This window comes from Pseudomonas sp. OV546 (genome assembly GCF_900116845.1).
Lineage (GTDB): Bacteria > Pseudomonadota > Gammaproteobacteria > Pseudomonadales > Pseudomonadaceae > Aquipseudomonas > Aquipseudomonas petroselini.
On sequence record NZ_FPCE01000001.1, the window covers coordinates 899,375 to 923,311 of the forward strand.

The window sequence follows — 23,937 nt, forward strand, 5'->3', positions numbered from 1 at the left end:
AAAAATGTGGCGCTCATCAGTCCACGCACATCGCCCGGCCCAGCTGGCCTTTCTCGACAGTGGCCGAGCAACCAAAGCGGCCGTTATCCGCCTGACATGCGCCTGTTACCGGGCGATTTTCGGAGGATGTGGTCACGCTGGTCCGGCATTCGCCTTCACACTGGCTCGAATCGGTACACGCCTTGCCCGCGTCCTTGTAGGGCGTGATGCACTTCCAGCTCTGCAGTTTGCCGACTTGCTTCATGCTGCCGCCGCCGGCCAGGCAAACAGAGGCGGTGGCGTCTTGGGGCGGCGGCGTCGACGTACATGCCGATACCAACAACAGGGCGGCCAGGGCGATCATCAGTTTCATGCAAAGGTCCTCAAAGGGTGAGCGCAGCGGTGCAGTGTACGGGCAATTGGACTACTTTGAGTGACGAGCCATCCCTGATCGGTACCGAGCGATACAGACCTTATGGAAGCGCTATATGGCGCTGCTGGAAAACGACCTGAGCACGCAGATCTTCGACAACGTGAAGAACCTGCTGGTGTGTGCACTGTTGTTTGCGGCGGGGACGCACACATTGGTCGGGCAACGTGAACTGTTTATCGGCGTGTTTGCGTCCGATGTCGCGGGGTGGGGGTTGATCATCCTGTCCGCATTGCTGACGGTGTTGAATATCAGCGATGGCATTCGCCGGCTGGCCAAGCTGCGTTATCACCTGGCGCTGCAACTGTTGCTGATCCTGGTGTACCTGGTGATTGCCGAGCGGGTGGTTGAGATTATGTGGGGCTTCCGCGCGCATTGAAGTATCCTCCGCGACCCGTTTACCAGCGATTCCAACACAGATGACAGGACAAGACATGCAGGCGATGCTCTCGTCGATTCTCGACGAAGTGCGTCCACTGATCGGCCTCGGCAAAGTCGCCGATTACATCCCCGCGCTGGCCGATGTACCGGCCAACCAACTCGGTATCGCCGTGTACGGCAACGACGGCTCGGCCTACCGCGCCGGTGATGCCGATACGCTGTTTTCGGTGCAGAGTATCTCCAAGGTGTTCAGCCTGGTGCAGGCCATCGACCACGGCGGCGAAACCATCTGGGAGCGCTTGGGCCACGAGCCGTCAGGGCAGCCGTTCAACTCCATGGTGCAGTTGGAATTCGAACGCGGGCGCCCGCGCAATCCGTTCATCAATGCGGGTGCGCTGGTGATCTGCGACATCAACCAGTCGCGCTTCGCCGTGCCGATCCTGTCGATGCGCGACTTCGTGCGGCGCCTGTCGGGCAACCCACACATCCTGGTCAACAGCGTCGTCGCCGAATCCGAAGCCCAGCATGGCGCGCGCAACGCCGCCATGGCCTACCTGATGAAATCCTTCGGCAACTTCCACAACGACGTGGATGCCGTGCTGCACAGCTACTTCAACTACTGCGCGCTGCAAATGAGCTGCGTGGATCTGGCCAAGGCGTTCAGCTTCCTGGCAAACGAGGGCACGAGTGCCCACAGCGGCGAACAGATTCTGACCGCCCGACAGACCCGACAAGTCAACTCGATCATGGCCACCAGCGGGCTGTATGACGAGGCAGGGAATTTTGCTTATCGCGTCGGCCTGCCGGGCAAGAGCGGAGTGGGTGGCGGGATCGTTGCCGTGGTGCCGGGGCAGTTTACGGTGTGCGTGTGGTCGCCGGAGTTGAACGCGGCGGGAAATTCGCTGGCGGGGATGAAGGCGTTGGAGTTGTTGAGTGAGCGGATTGGGTGGTCGGTGTTTTGAGATCGTTCCCGTTCATGGGAACGATCGTCTTTGACGATTCAGGCTGCGGGGTAAGCCGTATTCAGCGCCTTGTCGACCAATAGTTGCACCCCTTCCTGCATGCGACAGATGCCCAGCGCGATGTTGCGTTGGGCGCCGTTTACTTCAAATGCCAGGTGGGCCGCGATGTCGTTGATGGAGGCGAGGTCTTGGGAGGCGTTGGCCAGCAAGGTTTCCGTGTCTAAGTCGGCACGGACGGTGAAGAGTGTTTCTGGGGGATTGGGGCTGTCTTTGATCATGGTCAAATCTCTTTGGGAGTTGAGCCGCCACGATTCGCGGTCAAGCGAAAGAGGGTGGCAGCTATACGCGGGTTGACCGACCGGTCCCAAAGTAGCCCGGCATACCCGAAGGTATCCCGCGTACAGCTGCCGCGACACGATACAGCAGACGCAAAAGAAACGCCTGGATCGATGTTGATGCAGATGCACTTTGGGTTCGGACGGTCAAATCCGGCCGCTGAATTGGCAGCGACGGCGCAGAGGTTAGTCAGCGAAGTTCCGAGCGACAACCTGAAACCCTTGTGGGAAAAGTCCTGGAACTCATGGCTAAATGCGATCCCCTGTGGCGAGGGAGCTTGCTCCCGTTGGGCCGCGAAGCGGCCCCAAGACGGTTTGCGCGGTATACCTGATGCGGCTCGGTTGTCGGGTTTAAGGGCTGCTGCGCAGCCCAGCGCGAGCAAGCTCGCTCACTACAGGGGACGTATTTCAGCTGATATTGAACCGATCCAACACGCTATACCACGCAACGCCTGCCCCAATGTAAAACCGCTGCAACCCATGCATCGGCAAGCGCTGCAACGGTGTCACCGGGTAGGCGAACTCTGCCTGGCTGTCACACAGCTTGACCGCCAATTGCTGGCCCAGGCTGGTACACAGTGCGATCCCCCGGCCATTGCAGCCCAGTGCCAATGTGAGCCCCGGCGCTGGCTGGTGAACATGGGGCATGAAGTCGCGGGTGATTGCGATACGGCCCGCCCAGCGATACTCAAATTCCAATGGCCCCAACTGCGGAAACAGCAACGCCAGCGAGCGTTCCAGGTGGGCGAAATCGGTGGGCGAGGTGGGGTCGTTGAACAGCCCGCGTCCGCCCATCAGCAAGCGGCCATGGCTGTCTTTGCGAAAGTACAGCAACAGCCTTTGCGCGGTGGAGACGGTTTCCTGGCCCGGTAAAATGCTGTCGACTGCATGGCCTTTCAAAGGCTTGGTCGCGACGATAAAACTGTTCGCCGCCAATATGCTTTGAGCCATGCCCGGCCACAGGTTGCCGCTGTAGCCGTTGGTGGCCAGCACGACTTGATCGGCCGTGACCTGTGCACCGTTAGCGGTCTGTAACTGCCAGCCGGAGCCCTGGCGATGCAAGCCCGTCACCGCGCTGTGCCCATGAATCCGCACACCCGCCGCCAGCGCCGCGCCCACCAACCCCCGGGCATACGCCAGCGGTTGAATCGCACCCGCGCGACCGTCCAGCCAGCCGCCGGCAAAAGCGTCGCTGCCCATGCGCGAGGCCACCGCCGTTGCGTTCAAACGCTGCACCGGCACGCCGCGTCGGGCCCATTGATCCGCGCGTGCATGTAACCCTGCCACGCCTTTTTCGGTGTACGACACCTGCATCCAACCCTTGCGCACCGGCGCGCAATCAATGCCGTGCTTTTCGATCAGCCTGAACACCTGGTCGGCCGAATTCGACACGGTTGAGATCAACGGTTCGGCGCGCTCCGGACCGTACATTTGCACCAGTTGCTCGGGGTCGTATTTGAGCGTCGGGTTGACCTGCCCACCGTTGCGTCCCGACGCGCCCCAGCCCGGCTCGTTGGCCTCCAATACACATACACTGACGCCACGCTCGGCCAAATGCAGCGCCGTCGACAAGCCGGTATACCCCGCGCCGACAATCGCCACATCCACCTTCACCGATTCGCTCAACGCAGGCGTCGGCACCACCGAGGGCGCAGTCGCTGACCACAATGACTTCATGACAGGCTCCGCGTATCACCAGTGGGGTGCAGCACCCGCCGCAGGAAATCCTGGGTGCGCGGATGCTGCGGATTTCCCAGCACTTGCTCGGCCGCGCCACTTTCTACGATGTAGCCGCCATGCAGGAAGCACACACGGTCTGCCACCTCCCGCGCAAAACCCATTTCGTGAGTGACTACGATCATGGTCATACCTTCATCGGCGAGGGTGCGCATCACCGCCAATACATCGCCGACCAGTTCTGGGTCGAGCGCCGAGGTGGGTTCATCGAACAGCATGGCTTCGGGTTTCATCGCCAGGGCGCGGGCGATGGCCACGCGTTGTTGCTGGCCTCCGGAGAGTTGTTCCGGGTAGGCGTCGGCCTTGGCGCTCAAGCCGACTTTTTCCAGCAGTACCAGGGCTTCTTCGCGGGCCTGCTTGGGCGACTCGCCTTTGACGTACACCGGGCCTTCCATCACGTTCTCCAGCACGCTGCGGTGAGGGAACAGGTTGAAGCGTTGGAATACCATGCCCATGCGGCTGCGCAGGGCGTGCACGGTCTTGCTGCCGCGCTGCACGGTTTCGCCGAACACGGTAATCGCGCCACCGTCGTAGGCCTCCAGCGCGTTGATGCAGCGCAGCAGGGTGGATTTGCCAGAGCCCGAGGGGCCGATGAGGCACACCACTTCACCCTTGGCCACGTCCAAGTCGACGCCGTGCAGCACGCGGTGGCTGCCGTAGTGTTTTTGCAGTTGGCGAATCTCGATCATGCTTTTTTCCTCCGGCCCAGGTGCTGTTCCATGCGGCGCAGGCCATACACCAGCGGCAGGCTCATCAGCAGGTAGAGCAGGGCGACCAAGGTGTAGACGGTCATGTTCTGGAAGGTCGACGAGGCGATCAGTTGGCCTTGGCGGGTCATCTCGGCGACGGTGATGGTGGACACCAGCGACGAGTCCTTGAGCATCATCACCAGCGTGTTGCCATACGGCGGCAACGCAATGCGAAACGCTTGCGGCAGGATCACCCGGCGCATCATCAGCGTCGAGCACATGCCCAAGGCTTCGGCGGCTTCACGCTGGCCCTGTTCAACGGCAATGATGCCGGTGCGGAAGTTCTCGGCCTGGTACGCCGAGTAGGCGATGCCCATGCCGATCACGCCTGCATAAAACGCGGTGAGGTGCACACCCATGTCGGGCAGCACGAAGTAGATGTAGAACAGCTGCACGATGATCGGCAGGCCACGGATCACGTTGATGATGGTGCTCGCCGTCCACGACAGCGCACGGATCGGCGACAGCTTGAGCAACGCCAGCACCAGGCCGATGGCACTGCTGAGCAGGAACGACAGCACGGTGATCTGGATCGTCACCCAGGCGCCTTGCAGCAAAATCGGCAAGAAGTCCTGGGCGTTTTGCAGGAACTCAGCCGGGTTCATGGGCGCACCTGGGTATCGAGTCCCCACTTCTTCAGGATGCTGTCGAGGGTGCCATCCGCCTTGATGCTGGCGATGGCGGTGTTCAGGCGTTCGAGGGTTTTTGTGTCGCCCTTGCGCACCACCAGGCACACTTCGCCGACATTGGTGGGCTTGTAGTCCGGCGCCAGTTTCACGCCTTTGAACAGCTTCTGGCGGATCTGGTAGGCGACCACCGGCTGATCACCCACGGCGGCCTTGATGCGGCCCAGGGACAGGTCACGGACCATCTCGCCGATGGAGTCGTAGGTGCGGATTTCCTTGAAGATGCCGAGCTTGTTCAACTGGTCATAGAAGACGGTGCCGGCCTGTACGCCGACCACCTGATCCTTCAGCGGCATCAGGTCGGGGTAGGCGGTGTTGTCATCGGTGTTGATGATCAGGCCTTCACCGTAGGCATACACCGGGGCGCTGAAGTCGACGACCTTGGTGCGCTCTTCGGTCTTGAGCATGCCCGCGGAAATGAAGTCGAGCTTGCCGGAGGTCAGGGAGGGGATCAGTGCGGCGAAGTTGGTCTGCTCGATCTGGCTGGTGAAACCGCCGGCCTTGCCCACGGCCTCAGCCACGTCGACCATCACGCCCTGGATGCTGTTGCTCTTGATGTCGAGGAAGGTAAACGGCGAACCACTGGCCGTTGCACCGACTTTGTACGAGGACGCACTTTCTGCGTGCGCAGCGCTGACGCAGAACGTGGCGCAGAGACCGAAGGCAAGGCGGCGAAACAAGGGCGAAAGACTGTTCATCGGGTTACTCCAGAAGGAAAACGGAAAGTCAGTACCGCAAGCGGCTGCCGATGAAATCGCAAGCTCTGTGCCATTTCGATTTAAAAAAATCGAATATCGCTATAAAAAGTAGATAAAATGAACTATTCGTATCGATATGCGATATTTAGTGGTCTATTTTAATGATTTAGAGTAGAAGTATCGCCACGCCTGATCGACCTGACCGCGAGTCCTCCATGTCCGAAGAACGCAACAGTCTGCACAACCAATCCCTGGAAAAGGGCCTGTCGGTGCTCAAGGCCTTCAGTGCCCAACGCCGCAGCATGAGCCTTGCAGAGGTGGCCGAGGCCGTCGGCATGACCAAAAGCTCGGCCCAGCGCATGGTGTTTACCCTTGAGAGCCTGGGTTACCTTCGGAAACACTCCCGCACACGGCATTACCAACTCACACCGCACGTGTTGGAGTTGGGCTTCAGTTACCTGGATGCGCATTCGTTGATCGAGGTGGCCAATCCGTTTCTCTCGGAGTTGACGCGATTGACCGGTGAGACCTCGTGCCTCACCGAACCTGCGGGCTACGACATGACCTATATCGCACGGTTCGTCAGCTCGGGCTTTGTGCCGGTGCATATGCCGATCGGCTCGCGGGTGCCGATGTATTGCACGGCGTCGGGGCGAGCGTATTTGAGTGCCTTGCCGCAGGACGAGGCGTTGGTGTTGATCGAGAACAGCCAGCGTATTGCGCACACCAGCCAGACGCTGACGGAAGTCGACAAAATCATGGAGTCGTTGCAGCAAGTGCGCGAGCAGGGCTATGCGGTGAATGGCCAGGAGCTGTTCCTGGGCGACATGACCATTGGTGCGCCGGTGCTGGGCGCCAATGGCCGGCCGGTGGCGGCGGTGCATGTGGTGGCGCCCACCAGTCGGTGGAGCAGGGCAGATGCGGAGCGGCAGTTGGCGCCGGCGCTTTTACAATGTTCGAGGGCGCTGAGCAACTCGGCCCGGAACTTGGAGTAACAGACACCCTAAAACAAAATGTGGGAGGGGGCTTGCCCCCGATTGCAGTGTGTCAGTCAATACAGCTGTGACTGATCTACCGCTCTCGGGGGCAAGCCCCCTCCCACCGTTTTGTTCGGTCAGCGATCGCCTATTCAGGCAATTGCATCCCAAGCCCGATCACCGTGCTCGTCTTTGATCCGAGTCGGCAAGCCCATCACGTCCAGCGCTTTCAGGAACGGCTCAGCCGGCAGTTCTTCGACGTTGGCCATGTGCTTCACATCCCATTCGCCACGCGCCACCAGCAGCGCGGCGGCGACCGGTGGAACACCTGCGGTGTAGGAGATGCCTTGGCTGTCGGTCTCGGCAAAGGCTTCTTCATGGCACGCCACGTTGTAGATGAACATCTCGTGGGGTTGGCCGTTCTTGGTGCCTTTGACCAGGTCGCCGATGCAGGTCTTGCCGGTGTAGCCCGGCGCGAGCGAAGACGGGTCGGGCAGCACGGCCTTGACCAGTTTCAGCGGCACGACTTCCAGGCCTTCGGCGGTGGTGACCGGCTTTTCGGAGAGCAGGCCGAGGTTCTTCAGCACGGTAAACACGTTGATGTAGTGTTCGCCGAAGCTCATCCAGAAACGCACGTTGGGCACGTCGAGGTTTTTCGACAGCGAGTGCACTTCATCGTGGCCGGTGAGGTAAAGGTTCTGCGAACCGACGACCGGCAGGTCGTCGGTGCGTTTGACTTCGAACATGGTGTTGCTGGTCCACTGGCTGTTCTGCCAGCTCCACACCTGTCCGGTGAACTCGCGGAAGTTGATTTCCGGGTCGAAGTTGGTGGCGAAGTATTTGCCATGGGAGCCGGCATTGACGTCGAGGATGTCGATCGAATCAATGCGGTCGAAATGCTGTTGCTGCGCCAGCGCGGCATACGCGTTGACGACACCTGGGTCGAAGCCCACGCCAAGGATGGCGGTGATGTTCTTCTGTTTGCACTCTTCCAGGTGGTTCCACTCGTAGTTGCCGTACCACGGCGGGGTCTCGCAGACCTTGCCCGGCTCTTCGTGGATGGCGGTGTCGAGGTACGCAACGCCGGTGTCGATGCAGGCCCGCAGGACCGACATGTTGAGGAACGCGGAGCCGACGTTGATGACGATCTGCGATTCGGTCTCGCGGATCAGGGCCTTGGTCGCTTCCACGTCCAGGGCGTTCAGCGCGAAGGCTTGGATATCGGCGGGAACCTTGAGGCTACCCTTGGCCTTGACGCTGTCGATGATGGCCTGGCATTTGGAGATGTTGCGCGACGCGATAGCAATACGACCGAGTTCGTCGTTGTGCTGCGCGCACTTGTGGGCCACCACCTTGGCGACACCTCCTGCACCAATGATAAGAACGTTCTTTTTCAATTGCTTTATCTCTCCTTTATCCGCCAGCTTACGAAAGGCTGGACAGGTAGTCGTCGTAACCAAATTCACGAACCACCTCGACTGTACCGTCGAGTTGTTTCACTACGATGGACGGCATTTTCAGGCCGTTGAACCAGTTTTTCTTGACCATGGTGTAGCCTGCGGTGTCGATGAACGACAGCCGATCGCCGATGGCCAGCGGACGATCAAATTGATACTCGCCGAAGATGTCCCCGGCCAGGCAGGATTTGCCGCACACCATGACGGTGTGTTCGCCATCGCTCGGCGCCAGCTTGGCGTTGAGGCGATAGATCAGCAGGTCCAGCAGGTGGGCTTCGATGGAACTGTCGACCACGGCGAGGTTCTTGCCGTTGTAGAGGGTGTCGAGCACGGTGACTTCCAGGGAGGCGCTGTTGGTGATCGCCGCTTCGCCGGGTTCCAGGTAGACCTGCACGCCGTACTTTTCGGAGAACGCCTTCAGGCGCGCGCAGAACGCGTCCACGGCATAGTCTTCACCGGTGAAGTGGATGCCGCCGCCGAGGCTGACCCACTCGACCTTGTGCAGCAGCGCGCCGAAGCGTTCTTCGATGGTGCCGAGCATGTTGTCGAACAGGCTGAAATCGCCGTTCTCGCAGTTGTTGTGGAACATGAAGCCGGAGATCTGCTCGATCACGCCCTCGATCTTCACCGGGTCCCATTCGCCCAGGCGGCTGAACGGACGCGCCGGGTCGGCCAGCAAGTAGTCGGAACTGCTCACCTGCGGGTTGACGCGCAGGCCGCGGGTCTTGCCTTCGGAGCGTTCGGCAAAGCGCTGCAGCTGGCTGATGGAATTGAAGATGATCTTGTCGCAGTTATCCAGCATCTCTTCGATTTCATCGTCGGCCCAGGCCACGCTGTAGGCGTGCGCCTCGCCTTCGAACTTCTGGCGGCCGAGCTTGAGCTCATACAGCGACGACGAGGTGGTGCCGTCCATGTATTGCTGCATCAGGTCGAACACCGACCAAGTGGCAAAGCACTTGAGCGCCAGCAGGGCCTTGGCGCCGGACTGCTCGCGCACGTAAGCAATCTTCTGCATGTTGACCAGAAGCTTCTGTTTATCGATGAGGTAGTACGGCGTTTTGATCATTTTTGAGAGCCTGCGGCGGTGCCTGCCAAAAAAGGACACGCATTGTGCCCGCACTTGGATCGAATCGAAAGGTTAGTGGGCGGATTTTGCTGCCCTTGGTTTACGAGCGTAGCGCCGGAGTGTGACTGTTCAGGGGCCGACACCGTTTTTTTGTAGTGAGCGGGCTTGCCCCGCGCTGGGGGGCGAAGCCGTCCTGAATCCAGGCACCACGATTTTTCTGGAGCTCCGCGGCGTCCTTATTGGGGTGGCTTCGCCACCCAGCGCGGGGCAAGCCCGCTCACCACAGGTGCATAGAAGCAGTCCTTGGCTGACATCAAATCGTCATGTTCTCGGCACTGAACTGCCACATTCCCCCGCTACTGTCCTCGCCAATGAGATCGATCTCAAGCGAGTGACAATGACTGACCTGAAAGACGTTGCGCGCCTGGCTGGTGTATCCCGCGCCACCGCCGCCCGCACCTTTGCCTCCCCCGACCAAGTGCGCCCGACCACCCGCGAGCAGGTGTTCGCCGCCGCCCGTGAGTTGGGCTTCCGGCCGAACCTGCTGGGCCGCCAATTGCGCCTGCAAACCACCCAATTGATCGGCGTGGTGGTGCCTAACCTGCTCAACCCGGTGTTTGCCGAGCAGTTCCAGGCCATGGAGCGCGCTGCACGGTCGCGCGGCTACAGCCTGTTGCTGGCAACCACCGACTACAGCAGTGAACGCGAGTGCATTGTGGTGGAAGAGCTGCTGCGCCAGCGCGTCGACGGCCTGGTGCTGACGGTCACCGATGCCGAGAGCAATAGCGTGCTCAGCAGCCTGAACACCGAACAGACGCCGTTCGTACTGGCCTACCACCAACCTAGCAACCCCAACTACAGCGCCGTGTCGGTCGACAACCGCGCCGGCATGGCCATGGCAACCCGGTATCTGCTGGACGCCGGACACCGGCGCATCAGCATGGTCGCTGGCCCCGCTTTGCAATCGGACCGTGCCCGCCTGCGTTACGCCGGTTACTGCGATGCGATGAAGGAATACGGCCTCAAGAGCCGCCCGGTGATCGAAATGCCGGCCCACACCCAGGCTGAATTCGCTGCTATCGAACCTTTCCTACAGGGGGCCGAGGCACCCACCGCTTTGGTGTGCTCCAACGATTTCCTGGCAATCAGCCTGATCGCTGAGTTGCGCCGCAACGCTTGGAACGTACCCGAACAACTCTCGGTGATGGGGTTCGACGGCATCAGCCTCGGCACCCAGATGCACCCGACCCTGTGCAGCGTGGTGCAGCCCATTGCGCTGCTTGCCAGCACCGTGATTGACCAATTGCTGGCGCAGATCGCCGGCAACGCCCCGATTTCCCATTGCCTGCCTTGCCACATTCGACCAGGCGACAGTACCCAACCCCATGAGGAGACCCTTGATGCGCGCACTCAGTAAAACCCTGGCAGCCCTGCTGCTGTGCGGTACGGCCAGCCTGGCCCAGGCCGCCGACACCGCGATTTGCTACAACTGCCCGCCGGACTGGGCTGACTGGGGCACTCAGCTCAAGGCCATCGCCGCCAGCACCGGCGTGCACGTGCCGCTGGACAACAAGAACTCCGGCCAGTCCCTGGCGCAGTTGGTGGCGGAAAAAGCCGCACCGGTCGCCGACGTCGTCTACTACGGCGTGACCTTCGGCCTGCAGGCGCAAAAAGCCCAGGTGGTCGACACCTACAAACCCAAGGCCTGGGAGCAGATTCCGGCGGGCCTCAAAGACCCGGCCGGCCATTGGTTCGCGATCCATTCCGGCACCTTGGGCATTATGGTCAACGTCGATGCACTCGGTGGTTTGCCGGTGCCGCAAAGCTGGGCCGACCTGCTCAAGCCAGAGTACAAAGGCATGGTCGGTTACCTCGACCCGTCCAGCGCCTTCGTCGGCTACGTGTCGGCAGTGGCGATCAACCGCGCCATGGGCGGCGACCTCGACAACTTTGCCCCGGCCATCGACTACTTCCAGAAACTGGCAAAGAACGCGCCCATCGTGCCCAAGCAAACCGCGTATGCACGAGTGCTGTCCGGTGAGTTGCCGATCCTGGTGGACTACGACTTCAACGCCTACCGCGCGCGCTACAAAGACAAGGCCAATGTCGCCTTCGTGATCCCCAAGGAAGGCAGCATCAGCGTGCCTTACGTGATGAGCCTGGTGGCCAACGCGCCGCACCGCGCCAATGCCGAAAAAGTCCTCGACTTCGTGCTGTCGGACGAAGGCCAGGCACTCTGGGCCAAGGCGTACCTGCGCCCTGTGCGCCCGATGAAAATGCCGGCCGACGTCGCCGCGCAGTTCCTGCCCGACAGCGATTACGCGCGCGCCGGGGTGGTGGACTACGAAAAAATGGCCGCTGTGCAGGAAGCCTTCGCCGCCCGTTACCTGAACGAGGTCAAGTAAGTGGCAGCATCGGCAAGACATGCCGCCTGGGCACTGGCCCCGGCGTTTGCGGTGCTGCTCGCGTTCTGGCTGTTGCCGCTTGCGCACTTGGTGCTGCTCGGTGCCGAAAGCCGTGACAGCAACGGCAGCGGTTACTGGCAGGTACTCAGCAGCGCGCAGTACCTGGGCAGCCTTGGGCAAACCCTGGTGCTGGCGGTGGTGGTGACGCTGGTCGCGTTGGTGATAGGCGGCATCAGCGGCGTGTTTCTCGCCCGCCAGCAGTTCTTCGGGCGCTCGGCGCTGGTGGCATTGCTGACGTTTCCGCTGGCGTTTCCCGGCGTGGTAGTGGGCTTCCTGGTGATTCTGCTGGCGGGGCGCCAGGGCCTGTTTGCCGCCCTGGGCCTGCAACTGGCGGGTGAGCGCTGGATCTTTGCCTACTCGCTGGCGGGGTTGTTCGTGGGGTACCTGTATTTCTCGATTCCGCGGGTGATCCTCACGGTGATGGCCGCCTGCGAAAGCCTCGACCGCAGCCTGGAAGAAGCCGCGCATTCGCTGGGCGCCGGGCATTGGCGGGTGGTGTGCGATGTGATTGTGCCGGGCCTGGCGCCGGCGCTGGCGTCGTGCGGGGCGATTTGTTTTGCCACGTCCATGGGCGCCTTTGGCACCGCCTTTACCTTGGGCACGCGGCTGAATGTCACCCCGGTGGCGATCTACAACGTGTTTACCAACTACGCCAACTTTGCCGTGGCTGCCGCGCTGTCGGTGGTGCTCGGCGCGGTGACCTGGGCCGTGTTGCTGCTCACGCGCCGCCTGGTGAAAAACGCGGGGACTGTGCTGTGAAACGCTCATCGCTGTTTGTGATGCAACTGCTGTTTACCCTGCTGGTGTGTGCCTTCATGTTGGTGCCGGTGCTCATGTCGCTGCTGGCCGGGCTGACGCGCAATTTCTTTGTGGGCCTGTCCAGCGGCTTGACCTTCGATTGGTTGATCCAGGTGTGGCAGGCCTATTCGCCCACCGTGTGGCTGTCGCTGCAACTGGCGCTGGCCTGTGCCGTGTGCGTCTGCGTGATTGGCGTACCGGCGGCCTACGCATTGGTGCGTATGAACAACCGCTTCAGCCGCGCTTTTGAAGAACTGATGGTGCTGCCGGTGGCCATGCCCGGACTGGCCAGTGCGCTGGCCTTGCTGCTCACCTACGGCCAGTTCGGCAGCTTCCGCAGCAGCTGGGTGTTCATTCTGGTCGGCCACGTGTTGTTCACCTTGCCGTTCCTGGTACGCCCGGTGATGGCGGTGATGCAGCGCCAGCAATTGCCGGTGCTGGAGGAGGCGGCGGCCAGCCTGGGCGCCGGTCCGATCAAGCGTTTCTTCAGCGTGGTGGTGCCCAACTGCCGGGCGGGGATCCTGGCCGGTGTGCTGATGGTGGTCACGTTGTCCCTGGGTGAGTTCAACCTGACCTGGATGCTCCATACGCCGATGACCAAGACCTTGCCCGTGGGCCTGGCGGACAGCTACGCCTCGGCGCGCCTGGAAATCGCCAGCGCCTACACCCTTATCTTTTTGCTGATGATCGTGCCGCTGCTGATCGCGCTGCAGGCCATCAGTGCCCGTTTGTCCCGTGGAGAGCGTCGATGACCGCTATCACTATTCGCCTGCAAGGCTGTCGCAAGGCGTTCGCCGACGGCACCGTGGCCGTGCATGACCTGAACCTGACCGTCGAAGGCGGCGAAACCCTGGCGATCCTTGGCCCGTCAGGCTGTGGCAAAACCACGACCTTGCGCCTGATCGCCGGCCTGGAACGCCCGGATGTGGGCCAAGTGTTTTTTGGCGATCAGGACGTGACCCGCCTGCCGATCGAACGCCGCGACGTGGGCATGGTATTCCAGAACTACGCGCTGTTCCCCAACCTGGATGTGGCGGGGAATATCGTTTACGGCTTGAAGATTCGCGGCATGTCGGTGCCTGAGCGCAACAAGCGCTGCGACGAATTGCTGGAACTGGTGGGCTTGCAGCATCACGGCAAGCGCAGCATCCACGAGCTCTCCGGCGGCCAGCGTCAGCGTGTGGCCCTGGCCCGTGCCTTGGCGCCGCGCCCCAAGGTGTTATTGCTGGATGAACCGCTGGCGGCCCTCGATGCGCAATTGCGCGAACGGCTGCGCAGCGAACTGAACGAGCTGCTGCGTGGGCTCGGCATCACCTCGGTGTTCGTCACCCACGACCAGGGTGAAGCCATGGCCCTGGGCGACCGCATCCTGGTGATGGAACACGGGCGTGTTGCCCAACTGGCTAGCCCACGGGACATCTACCAGAAACCGGCTAACGCCTTCGTCGCGGGGTTTGTCGGCAACCTCAATGCCTTCGCGGTGATCGAGCCTTCAGCGCATGGCTTGAAAGTCTGCGGCGGCGAGTTGCCGTGGCACGGAGCGGACCTGCCCAGCACGATCTACTGCCGCCCTGAACACTTGCGGGTGATGGAAGGAGAAGGGCACCTGCACGGCCATCTGCTGGCGCAGTTTTTCCAGGGCGCGCAAAGCCGTCTGCTCGTGGACGTCGGCGGCCCGCAACCGCTGCTGGTCGACAGCAGCGACAACCAGCTCTACACCGTCGGCGCGCCGATTGCCTTGGCGATTGCGCCGCACATGTTGTTCACCCTGAATGCTTGAGAATCTATTGTGAATCATCCGTTTCTTGTCGCGCAGATCAGCGACCTGCACCTTAAAGCCGGCCAGCGCCTCACCTATGGCGTTGTCGACACCTTGGGCGCGCTGCGCCGTGCCGTCGACCACCTGAACGCCAGCCACCCGCGCCCCGATATCGTGGTGATCAGCGGTGACCTGGTGGATTTCGGCCGCGCCGATGAATACGCCGTGCTGCACCCTGAACTCGCCCGCCTGCAGATGCCCTGCTACCTGGTGCCCGGCAACCACGACACACGAGGTCCGCTGCTGGAGGCGTTCCGTGATCACCCCTATTTGCCCGCGTCGGCGGATGGCCCATTGGACTGGGTGGTAGACGACCACCCGCTGCGCCTGATCGGCCTCGACTCGACCATCCCGGGAGGTCACGGCGGCCAGTTACTCGACAGCCAACTGCAGTGGCTCGACGAGCAGTTGGCGCTGCGCCCGCACGCGCCAACGCTGTTGATCCTGCATCACCCGCCGTTTATCAGTGGCATCGGCCACATGGACCGTGAACCTTTCATCAACGCCGCCGCCCTCGAGCAAGTCGTTGCGCGCCATCCGCAAGTGGAGCGCCTGTTGTGCGGGCACCTGCACCGGCCGATGCAGCGGCGTTTCGGCGGCAGTGTGAGTTGTGTGTGCCCCGGCACTTCTCACCAGATCGTGCTGGATTTGCAAGAAGCGGCGCCCGCGCATTTCAACCTGGAGCCGGCGGGCTATTTGTTGCATCGCTGGGAGGCGCAACAAGGTTTGATCAGCCACAACGGCGTATTCGGGGACTACCCGGGGCCGTATCCGTTTTATGACGCTCATGGGTTAATTGACTGAGGTTGTGATGAAAGCCACTTTGAATGTGTTAAGCGTATTAACCGGCGGCCTGGGCATTGCCTTGAGCCCCTTGGCTTCGGCTGATTTTTTGGGGGACAGCAAAGCCAACTTGAGTATGCGCAACTTCTACTTCAACAACGACAACCGTGACGGCGCCGCCGCCCCCTCGAAGACCGAAGAGTGGGGCCAGGCGTTTATCCTCAACTATCAATCGGGCTTTACCGATGGCACCGTGGGGTTTGGCCTGGACGCCGTCGGCATGCTCGGCGTGACCCTCGACAGCGGCGCTGGCCGCCATGTGGGCAGCTCGATGATCCCCAACGACGACGGCAAGGCCGTTGACAACTGGGCCCGTGGCGGCGCAACGGCCAAGGCGCGTTTCGCCAAGAGCGAACTGCGCTACGGCTACCTGCGTCCAAACCTGCCGATCCTGGTGAGCAACGACGGTCGCCTGTTGCCACAGTCTTTCGAAGGCGGGCAAATCACCAGCAAAGACATCGATAACCTGACCCTGACCGGCGGCCAGCTGCAACACACCACCGGCCGCGGCTCCAGTGATCGCAGCGGCCTGGCGGCAGCGGGCGGTACCCAGGAAAGCAACACGTTCAACTATGCAGGCGCCGATTACCAAGTGACCAAGGACCTGATGGTCCAGTACTACTACGCCAACCTCGAGGATTATTACCAGCAGCACTTCGCCGGGTTGATCCATGTACTGCCGCTCGGTGATTACGGCTCATTGAAAACCGACCTGCGCTACTTCAAGACCAGCTCCGACGGCAAAAACAGCAGCGCCGCCGGCCGTGCCGAAGGCTACAAAATCAGTGGGTTTACCAAAAACGGCAACGGTGAAATCGACAACAACACCTGGAGCGCGGCGTTCATCTACTCCCTGGGGCCGCATGCGATTACCGCCGGTTACCAGCAAGTCTCGGATGACAGTAACTTCGCCCAACTCAACCAGGGTGGCCTGGTGAACAAAGGGGAGGGCGGCGCCAGCCTTTACCTCTACACCGATCGCACCGTGCAAACCTTTATCCAGGCGGGCGAGCGTACGGCGTTTGCGCAGTACGCCTACGACTTCGCGTCCCTGGGCGTGCCCGGTTTGAAGGCGTCGCTGATGTACTTGAAGGGTGACCACATCCTCACCGCCAGCGGCAACGATGCCAGTGAGTGGGAGCGCGATATCTCACTGGATTACGTGGTGCAGAGCGGCACGTTCAAGAACGTCGGGTTTGGCTGGCGCAACGGCGTGTCGCGCAGTGAAGTGGCGCGGGACCAGGATCAGAATCGGGTGTTTGTGAGTTATTCGATTCCGTTGCTGTAACGGCACTTCAACCCTAACCCTGTGGCGAGGGGGCTGGCTCCCGTTGGGCTGCGCAGCAGACCTGAAAAAGCGGGAGCAAGCTCCCTCGCCACAGCAAGCGGCCTCTTCACAGCAGTGTCAGGCCACGCGATTCCTGCCCGCCGCTTTAGCCTCATACAATTGCATATCCGCCCGCTTGAGCAGCGCCGAGGTGTCGCGGTCCGACGGCTCGGCCACCCCGACGCCGATACTCACGGTCACATGGCCGACGGTTGGGAACACCGCCGCCTCCACGGCGACGCGGATTTTCTCGGCGACCACGTCGGGGCTGTCGGGTTCTTCGACTTCGGGCAGCAGCACCGCGAATTCCTCACCACCGTAGCGCGCGACGAAGTCGGTGGCGCGGGTGGTGTTTTTAATCAGGGCGGCCAATTGGCACAGCACGTCGTCGCCGATGGCGTGGCCGTAGCTGTCGTTGACGCGCTTGAAGTAGTCGGCGTCGATCAGCAGCAAGGCGAAGGTGCGGCCGGTGCGTTGGAACAGCAGGCTGTTTTCGGCGAGTTTTTCATCGAAGCGGCGACGGTTGTAGACACCGGTCAATGCATCGTGGGTGGCGAGCTTGAGCAGCTCGGCATTGGCTTGGGTCAGGTCGGCGGTGCGTTGCGCGACGGTGGCTTCCAGGGAGGCATTGGCGTCCTGCAGCTGACGTTCCTTGGACAGCAGGGACTGGGTCATGCCGGTGAGCGAACGGCCTAATTGGGCGATTTCCAGCACGGGGTGTTCCTGGGGGAAGGCTGCGCCGGGTTGATTGTCTTGCACCTGTTTGGCAGACCGTACCAGGCGTTCGATTGGACGGCTGAGGGTGGACGCCAAGTAATAGGCGACGAGCCCGAACACCAAGGCTGCGATCACGCCCAGGAGCAACAGCTTGTACAGCAGCACGCGTGCCGGTTGCAGCGCGATATCCAGGGGTTGGCGCACCACGATGTACCAGCTCACTTTCGCATTCGACGGGCTGGGTACCGCCACCGAGGCGGTGACGTAGCCGTTGCCGGTGGACCAGCCGGACGGTTTGCCCAGGTTGGCTTGCGGCATCGGCTCACCGGCCAGCACTTGTGGGTAGAGCACTTTGCCGTCGAAGTCGACAATCAGGGCTTCAAGGTCGGGCAGGGCATCCTTCTGCATCACGGCGGAATCGACGATTTGCGTGACCCACCGCCAATGCGCATGGGCGCCCAGTACACCGATGGTTTCACCTTGTGCGTTGCGGATCGGCGCGGCGAAATCGATAAAGCGCAATGGCTCGCCATTCGTGGCCCCCGGCAACAGCTTGGCCAGCAGCACGGCTTCATGGGGATCACCGGCGTACTCGCCGCGCATGCCCGCCTGGAACCACGGCCGTTGCTGCACCGACTGATTGACCAGCAACCCGTTGACCGCCTGGTGCACCTTGCCCTCGGCGTCGGCCACCCCCATCCACGCATACTCGGCGCGCGATTGGGTGCGCAGTTCCATCAACGTCAGGATATCCGGCGCGTCCAGGTTGCCCTGGCGAAACAGCGGCGCCTTGCTCAGCAACGACACTTCCAGTTGCCGCTCGCGCAGTTGCGCGGCCAGCAGCGCCGCCGTGGAACGGGCGGTGCTCAACAGCGTATTGCCGCTGGCCTGCTTCACCTGTTCAGTGGCGATATGGCCCACATAGAAGCCCACGCTCAACAACGTGAGTAACGATAAGCCGGCGAACCAGAGGGTCAGGTGACTGCGCAGGCTGGCTTTGATCATGAGGGCTCATTCGGTTGAGTGTTTTGACCCATGGTATGCGTATTGGACGGGGTGCGGCCAGCGAACGATGGCGTATCCCTGTCTGTAAACATGAATAGATCTTGTGATCATCTCAAATTAAATGAGTTTGTCTCATGATGAGTGTGTGCCGACAATGGCTGCCATCAATATCGACATTGGAGTTGTAAGTCATGGCAGTCGCTCATTCCCTCGGATTCCCGCGTATTGGACGCGACCGTGAACTGAAAAAAGCGCAGGAAGCGTTCTGGAAGGGCGAGCTGGATGAAGCCGGCTTGCGTGCCGTTGGCCGTGACCTGCGCAAGACCCATTGGCACCTGCAAAAACAGGCCGGCATTGAACTGCTGCCCGTCGGTGATTTCGCCTGGTACGACCAGGTACTGGCGCACTCGCTGATGTTCGGCGTGATCCCCGAGCGTTTCCGCCCAGCCGATGGCAAAGCCACCCTCCACACCCTGTTCGGCATGGCCCGTGGCGACAGCGACAGCTGCTGCGGCGGTGCCCACGCCCAGGAAATGACCAAGTGGTTCGACACCAACTACCACTACCTGGTGCCTGAGTTCAGCGCTGACCAGCAGTTCCACCTGGGTTGGGAGCAACTGTTCGAAGAAGTGCAGGAAGCCCGCGAACTGGGTCACAACGTCAAGCCCGTTGTCATCGGTCCATTGACTTACCTGTGGTTGGGCAAGGCCAAGGGCGGCGACTTCGACAAGCTTGACCTGTTGGAGCGCCTGCTGCCGTTGTATGGCCAGATCTTCCAGCGCCTGGCTGATCTGGGGGTGGAATGGGTGCAGATCGACGAGCCCATCCTGGTGCTCGACCTGCCGCAAGCGTGGAAAAACGCGTTTGAGCGCGCCTACAACCTGATCCAGCGCGACCCGCTGAAAAAGCTGGTGGCCACCTACTTTGGCGGCCTTGAAGAAAACCTCGGCCTGGCCGCCAACCTGCCGGTCGATGGTCTGCACATCGACCTGGTGCGTGCCCCGGACCAGTACCCGACCATTCTCGACCGCTTGCCGGCTTATAAGGTGCTGTCCCTGGGCGTGGTCAACGGCCGTAACGTCTGGCGCTGCGACCTGGAAAAGGCCCTGGCCACCTTGCAGCATGCGCATGAAAAACTAGGGGATCGCCTGTGGGTAGCGCCTTCCTGCTCCTTGCTGCACAGCCCGGTTGACCTGGGCCGTGAAGATAAACTGGATGCCGAGCTCAAGCGCTGGCTGGCATTTGCCGTACAGAAGTGCGCCGAAGTGGCGGTATTGGCCCAAGCAGTCAGCGCGCCCGAGGCGCCCAACGTACTCGCTGCCCTGGCCGAAAGCCGCGCCGTGCAGGCTGCGCGCGCGGCTTCACCGCGTATCCACAAGCCGGCCGTGCAGGCCCGTGTGGCGGCGATCACCACCAAGGACAGCCAGCGCCAATCGCTGTTTGCCCAGCGTATCGAGCAGCAACGTGCCGGCCTCAACCTGCCGTTGTTCCCGACCACCACCATCGGTTCGTTCCCGCAGACTGCGTCGATCCGTCTGACGCGCCAGTCGTATAAGGCCGGCAAGTTGAGCGAAGCCGAGTATGTCGAAGCGATGCACAGCGAGATCAAGCACGCGGTTGAAGTGCAGGAAAACCTCGGCCTGGACGTGCTGGTACACGGGGAAGCCGAACGTAACGACATGGTCGAATACTTCGCCGAGCAGTTGGACGGCTACGCGTTCACCCGCTTCGGTTGGGTGCAGAGCTACGGTTCGCGCTGCGTGAAACCGGCGGTGATTTTCGGTGACCTGAGCCGCCCGAACGCGATGACCGTGGAGTGGATCCGTTACGCCCAAGGCCTGACCAGCAAGGTCGTGAAGGGCATGCTCACCGGTCCCGTGACCATGCTGATGTGGTCGTTCCCTCGCGAAGACGTGAGCCGTGAAGTGCAGGCCCGCCAACTGGCCCTGGCGATTCGTGACGAAGTGGTGGATTTGGAAGCCGCCGGCATCAAGATCGTGCAGATCGACGAAGCTGCGTTCCGTGAAGGCCTGCCGTTGCGCCAGGCACAGTGGCAGCACTACCTGGACTGGGCCACCGAAGTGTTCCGCCTGTGCGCCTCGGGCGTGCGCGATGAAACCCAGATCCACACCCACATGTGCTACAGCGAGTTCAACGACGTGATCGAGTCGATCGCGGCAATGGACGCCGACGTGATCACCATCGAGACCTCACGCTCGGACATGGAGTTGCTGGACGCGTTCGAAGCCTTTGCCTACCCGAACGACATCGGCCCGGGCGTCTACGATATCCACTCGCCACGCGTGCCGGATGCCTCGGAGATGGCCAACCTGCTGCGCAAGGCGGCCAAGCGGATTCCGGCTGAGCGGTTGTGGGTGAACCCGGATTGCGGGTTGAAAACCCGTGGCTGGCCGGAGACGGAAGCGGCGTTGATTCACATGGTGACGGCAGCGCGTCAACTGCGGGCTGAACTGGCTTAACGCCTCCTAGAACGGTGTGTACCTGTGGCGAGGGAGCTTGCTCCCGTTGGACTGCGCAGCAGTCCTGGTTTTTTCGAGCAAAGAGCTGGGGCCGCTTCGCGGCCCAACGGGAGCAAGCTCCCTCGCCACAGATTACTTTTTACCCTTTCTACTTCTTAACTGACTGGAGTTAGGGCACGCCCCCTCCCACAGTTGGACGGTGTCGGGTCAGAGGTATTTGAGCCAGGCCAGGTCGCGGCGGCGTGCCTTGAGCGCCGCAAACCAGCGCACCGGTGGATAGAGTGCCAGCGGTAACAGCAGCGCCACCAGCCAGATGGCGCCCATACTGTCGAAGCCGAAGTAGTTGCCGTGATTGAGGCCAAACAGCGCCACGCAGGCGACGTAAAGGACTTTCAAGACATACAAGTGCAGCAGGTAGAAGAACATCGGCGCGGCGCCGAACGTGGCCAAGATGCCAATCCAACGTTTTTGTCCCGCACGTTCAAACGCCAGCAACAGCAACAAGCCGATCCCCAACGTCAGCGCCAGGAACAACAGCGAAGGCGGGTACTTGGTGACGTTGAAAAAGCTCATCAGCGTCTGCACGCCACTGTCATACGCCTGCCAAGGCTTCTCGCCATACCCGTTGGCCGTCCGCAACAGCACGAATCCCACCAACGCCCCCACACCGCCGAGCAACAGATAACGTTGGCGCAGCACCGGCTGCGTGCCATTGGCAAACCACGGGCCCAGGCCGTAACCCAGCGCAATCACGCCAATCCACGGCAGCACCGGGTAGGTAGTGCGCAGTCGCAGCGAATCGCCGACCTCAATCCAACTGCGCTCATGCAGGATCGTCCACGGAATCTGCAAGGCCGAACCCGCCTCGAAGTGCACGCCATCCAACAGGTTGTGCCCGCCAATGATCACCAAGGCCAACCCGATCAACAGCGGGCGCGGCAACCACACCAGCGCGGCCAGCGCGAGCATGCTTACGCCAATCGCCCAGATCACCTGCATATAGATCACGCTGGGCGGCAGTTGGAAGGTCCAGGCGAAGTTGACCAAGGTAAATTCCAGCACCACCAGGAAGAGCCCGCGCTTGAACAGGAATGCCGACACATCGCGGCGGCCCTGGTATTTCTGGCCGTAGAGCCACGCCGACAACCCCGTGAGCAGCACAAACACCGGCGCGCACAGGTGGGCGAGGGTGCGGCTGACAAACAGCACCGGCTCGGTGCTGTCGATGATCATCGGGTCGCTGACCTGGCGGTGCAGCAGGAAGGTTTCGCGCACGTGGTCCAGCAGCATGAACAGGATCACCAGGCCGCGCAGGGCGTCGATGGAAAGCAGGCGTTGGCGCAGGGGAACAGCGTCGGTCATGGGCGTGATCACAGTGCAGGACGGAAAATGGGCGTTATCCTATAACATTAATTTGCGCGTTGCCGCGTTTCGTTGCGCAGATTAGAATGCGATCAATTCTTAATTACTCTCTGGTCCCCGGTGATCTGCATGTCGTCTTCGCTCAATCTGCCTGTCGAGGCGCTGTACTGCGAACACCACGGATGGTTATACCGCTGGCTCGACCGCAAGTTGGGCAACGCCAGCGATGCGGCCGACCTGGCCCACGACACCTTCATGCGCCTGCTCACCCGGCAGCACAGTGCGGGTTTCGGCAGCGAGCCGCGTGCGTTGCTCACCCACATCGCCAAGGGCTTGATGATCGACAGCTGGCGCCGCCAGGAAGTCGAGCGCGCTTATCTGGAAACCATTGCCCACTTGCCGGAGCAGGAGGTGCCGTCGCCGGAAACCCGCTGGCTGATTCTTGAGGCGCTGTACCGCATCGAAGCCATGCTGCGCGATTTGCCGGACAAGACCCGCCAGGCCTTCCTGATGTCGCAGATCGATGGCCTGACGTACGCGCAGATCGCCGAGGAATTGAAGGTGTCGCTGGTCTCGGTCAAACGCTACATGCGCGATGCGTTCCTGGCATGCCTGAGCGTGGCATGAACCCGTCCATCGACCCGCTGATCCTCGGCGAAGCCGCCGACTGGATGGTGCAGTTGCAGTCCGGCAGCGCCACCGACGAAGACCGCCGCGCCATCGCCCAATGGCAGGGCCGCAGCGCCCAGCACGCCCAGGCCTGGCAACGGGCGGAGGCGATCCTGGGCGACTTCAACAGTGTGCCGGGCGCGATTGCCGGCGACACCCTCAAGCGCATCGGCCGTAAGCAATCGCTCGGCCGTCGCCAGGCCCTCGGGCTGTTGCTGCTGGCGGGGCCGGCGACCTGGTTGGCTTATCGGCAAAAGCCGTGGCAGCCGTGGACCGCCGACCAACACACCGCCATCGGCGAGCAACGCCACCTCACTTTGCCCGACGGCACGCGCCTGCTGATCAACACCGCCAGCTCGTTGAACATCGCCTTTACCGATCAGGTGCGACGTATCGAGTTGCTGCAAGGCGAAATAATGATCACCACCGCCAAGGACCCCGCACCCCGCCATCGTGCGTTTATCGTGCAAACCCGCCACGGCACCGCCCGCGCCCTGGGTACGCATTTCAGCGTTCGAGTGGCAGAGCAGAGCAGCCGCGTGGCGGTGCTTGACGGCGCGGTGGAAATGCTCCCGGAGCATGCCCGCCATGGGCTGATCCTCAAGGCCGGTGAGCAAAGCGCATTCGGCAGCGACGGCGTGGCAGCGGTGCAGCCGCTGGAAATCAGCGCAACCACCTGGGAAAACGGCATGCTGCTGGCCCAGCAGATGCGCTTGGCGGACTTGCTCGATGAGCTGGGACGCTACCGTCACGGCGTGTTGCGCTGCCACGACAGCGTGGCCGGGCTGACCGTCTCCGGGGCGTTCCCCTTGCGAGACACCGACGCCAGCCTGCGTCTGTTGCAGGAAACGCTGCCGGTCAAGGTCAGCAGCCTGACTGGCTACTGGGTGACCGTTGAGCCTCGCTGAAATTATTGTCGATCTTCGCTGATACCTTTTTCGTTGTCGCCCGGTGTAGGGGAGAACCCTCAACTTTGCAGCGCGCCGACAGGAATC

23 protein-coding genes are annotated in these 23,937 nt (G+C 61.7%); 13 read left to right on the top strand and 10 right to left on the bottom strand.

Going from position 1 to position 23,937, the window contains the following annotated elements:
- Nucleotides 1-16: 16 nt before the first annotated feature.
- Nucleotides 17-352 (bottom strand): hypothetical protein, encoded by a 336-nt coding sequence (locus tag BM403_RS04245; RefSeq protein WP_093541716.1) that lies wholly within the window; start codon nucleotides 350-352, stop codon nucleotides 17-19.
- Between the two features lie 91 nt (nucleotides 353-443).
- On the opposite strand from BM403_RS04245, the gene BM403_RS04250 reads away from it, so the two are divergent.
- Both BM403_RS04250 and glsB read left to right on the top strand, forming a co-directional pair.
- Nucleotides 444-788 carry a hypothetical protein gene (locus BM403_RS04250; RefSeq protein WP_012724736.1) on the top strand — a complete coding sequence of 115 codons (345 nt, stop codon included), beginning with the start codon at nucleotides 444-446 and terminating at the stop codon, nucleotides 786-788.
- A gap of 55 nt (nucleotides 789-843) precedes the next feature.
- Nucleotides 844-1,752, top strand: a complete 909-nt coding sequence (gene glsB, locus BM403_RS04255) for a glutaminase B (RefSeq protein WP_012724735.1) — start codon at nucleotides 844-846, stop codon at nucleotides 1,750-1,752.
- A gap of 38 nt (nucleotides 1,753-1,790) precedes the next feature.
- Here glsB and BM403_RS04260 read toward each other — a convergent pair whose 3' ends face one another.
- The 5 genes from BM403_RS04260 to BM403_RS04280 form a co-directional block, all read right to left on the bottom strand.
- Nucleotides 1,791-2,030 carry a DUF6124 family protein gene (locus BM403_RS04260; RefSeq protein ID WP_093541718.1) on the bottom strand — a complete coding sequence of 80 codons (240 nt, stop codon included), beginning with the start codon at nucleotides 2,028-2,030 and terminating at the stop codon, nucleotides 1,791-1,793.
- A gap of 465 nt (nucleotides 2,031-2,495) precedes the next feature.
- Nucleotides 2,496-3,764, bottom strand: a complete 1,269-nt coding sequence (locus tag BM403_RS04265; protein WP_093541720.1) for an NAD(P)/FAD-dependent oxidoreductase — start codon at nucleotides 3,762-3,764, stop codon at nucleotides 2,496-2,498.
- On the bottom strand, nucleotides 3,761-4,513 hold the full coding sequence (locus BM403_RS04270; protein ID WP_012724732.1) for an amino acid ABC transporter ATP-binding protein: 753 nt from the start codon (nucleotides 4,511-4,513) through the stop codon (nucleotides 3,761-3,763). The genes BM403_RS04265 and BM403_RS04270 overlap by 4 nt, the downstream gene beginning before the upstream one ends.
- Entirely contained in the window at nucleotides 4,510-5,178 is a 669-nt protein-coding gene (locus tag BM403_RS04275) for an amino acid ABC transporter permease (RefSeq protein ID WP_093541722.1), read from the bottom strand. The genes BM403_RS04270 and BM403_RS04275 overlap by 4 nt, the downstream gene beginning before the upstream one ends.
- A complete protein-coding gene (locus BM403_RS04280; RefSeq protein ID WP_012724730.1) occupies nucleotides 5,175-5,957 on the bottom strand; it encodes an ABC transporter substrate-binding protein in 783 nt (260 codons plus the stop codon). The genes BM403_RS04275 and BM403_RS04280 overlap by 4 nt, the downstream gene beginning before the upstream one ends.
- A 215-nt stretch (nucleotides 5,958-6,172) precedes the next feature.
- Here BM403_RS04280 and BM403_RS04285 point away from each other — a divergent pair, with 215 nt between their 5' ends.
- Nucleotides 6,173-6,952, top strand: a complete 780-nt coding sequence (locus BM403_RS04285; RefSeq protein WP_093541724.1) for an IclR family transcriptional regulator — start codon at nucleotides 6,173-6,175, stop codon at nucleotides 6,950-6,952.
- A 134-nt stretch (nucleotides 6,953-7,086) separates the two neighbouring features.
- Here BM403_RS04285 and BM403_RS04290 read toward each other — a convergent pair whose 3' ends face one another.
- Nucleotides 7,087-8,331 carry a saccharopine dehydrogenase family protein gene (locus BM403_RS04290; protein WP_012724728.1) on the bottom strand — a complete coding sequence of 415 codons (1,245 nt, stop codon included), beginning with the start codon at nucleotides 8,329-8,331 and terminating at the stop codon, nucleotides 7,087-7,089.
- Nucleotides 8,332-8,359: 28 nt separating this feature from the next.
- Entirely contained in the window at nucleotides 8,360-9,457 is a 1,098-nt protein-coding gene (locus tag BM403_RS04295) for a carboxynorspermidine decarboxylase (protein ID WP_012724727.1), read from the bottom strand.
- 397 nt (nucleotides 9,458-9,854) lie between these two features.
- Between BM403_RS04295 and BM403_RS04300 the strand changes: the two genes are divergently transcribed.
- From BM403_RS04300 to BM403_RS04330, 7 genes are read left to right on the top strand one after another with little or no spacing between them, the layout of a single operon-like run.
- On the top strand, nucleotides 9,855-10,874 hold the full coding sequence (locus BM403_RS04300) for a LacI family DNA-binding transcriptional regulator (protein ID WP_012724726.1): 1,020 nt from the start codon (nucleotides 9,855-9,857) through the stop codon (nucleotides 10,872-10,874).
- On the top strand, nucleotides 10,858-11,862 hold the full coding sequence (locus BM403_RS04305; RefSeq protein ID WP_093541726.1) for an ABC transporter substrate-binding protein: 1,005 nt from the start codon (nucleotides 10,858-10,860) through the stop codon (nucleotides 11,860-11,862). Before BM403_RS04300 ends, BM403_RS04305 begins: the two co-directional genes overlap by 17 nt.
- Nucleotides 11,863-12,681: an ABC transporter permease gene (locus BM403_RS04310; protein ID WP_012724724.1), complete on the top strand. Its 819-nt coding sequence runs from the start codon at nucleotides 11,863-11,865 to the stop codon at nucleotides 12,679-12,681. It abuts the gene before it with no gap.
- Entirely contained in the window at nucleotides 12,678-13,472 is a 795-nt protein-coding gene (locus tag BM403_RS04315) for an ABC transporter permease (RefSeq protein WP_012724723.1), read from the top strand. Before BM403_RS04310 ends, BM403_RS04315 begins: the two co-directional genes overlap by 4 nt.
- Nucleotides 13,469-14,500 carry an ABC transporter ATP-binding protein gene (locus tag BM403_RS04320; RefSeq protein ID WP_012724722.1) on the top strand — a complete coding sequence of 344 codons (1,032 nt, stop codon included), beginning with the start codon at nucleotides 13,469-13,471 and terminating at the stop codon, nucleotides 14,498-14,500. Before BM403_RS04315 ends, BM403_RS04320 begins: the two co-directional genes overlap by 4 nt.
- Before the next feature lie 9 nt (nucleotides 14,501-14,509).
- The gene (locus tag BM403_RS04325) at nucleotides 14,510-15,343 is read left to right on the top strand and encodes a phosphodiesterase (protein ID WP_012724721.1); all 834 of its coding nucleotides are present in this window, start codon (nucleotides 14,510-14,512) and stop codon (nucleotides 15,341-15,343) included.
- Nucleotides 15,344-15,350: 7 nt separating this feature from the next.
- A complete protein-coding gene (locus BM403_RS04330; protein WP_043205473.1) occupies nucleotides 15,351-16,670 on the top strand; it encodes an OprD family porin in 1,320 nt (439 codons plus the stop codon).
- 117 nt (nucleotides 16,671-16,787) lie between these two features.
- Here BM403_RS04330 and BM403_RS04335 read toward each other — a convergent pair whose 3' ends face one another.
- Entirely contained in the window at nucleotides 16,788-18,431 is a 1,644-nt protein-coding gene (locus BM403_RS04335) for a sensor domain-containing diguanylate cyclase (protein ID WP_093541728.1), read from the bottom strand.
- 191 nt (nucleotides 18,432-18,622) lie between these two features.
- Between BM403_RS04335 and metE the strand changes: the two genes are divergently transcribed.
- The gene (gene metE, locus BM403_RS04340) at nucleotides 18,623-20,911 is read left to right on the top strand and encodes a 5-methyltetrahydropteroyltriglutamate--homocysteine S-methyltransferase (RefSeq protein WP_093541730.1); all 2,289 of its coding nucleotides are present in this window, start codon (nucleotides 18,623-18,625) and stop codon (nucleotides 20,909-20,911) included.
- Nucleotides 20,912-21,118: 207 nt separating this feature from the next.
- On the opposite strand, the gene BM403_RS04345 is transcribed toward metE, so the two are convergent.
- On the bottom strand, nucleotides 21,119-22,273 hold the full coding sequence (locus tag BM403_RS04345) for an acetyltransferase domain-containing protein (protein WP_093541732.1): 1,155 nt from the start codon (nucleotides 22,271-22,273) through the stop codon (nucleotides 21,119-21,121).
- A gap of 129 nt (nucleotides 22,274-22,402) precedes the next feature.
- Here BM403_RS04345 and BM403_RS04350 point away from each other — a divergent pair, with 129 nt between their 5' ends.
- Nucleotides 22,403-22,900 carry a sigma-70 family RNA polymerase sigma factor gene (locus BM403_RS04350; RefSeq protein ID WP_043205471.1) on the top strand — a complete coding sequence of 166 codons (498 nt, stop codon included), beginning with the start codon at nucleotides 22,403-22,405 and terminating at the stop codon, nucleotides 22,898-22,900.
- A complete protein-coding gene (locus tag BM403_RS04355; RefSeq protein WP_093541733.1) occupies nucleotides 22,897-23,850 on the top strand; it encodes a FecR domain-containing protein in 954 nt (317 codons plus the stop codon). Before BM403_RS04350 ends, BM403_RS04355 begins: the two co-directional genes overlap by 4 nt.
- Nucleotides 23,851-23,937: the final 87 nt, after the last annotated feature.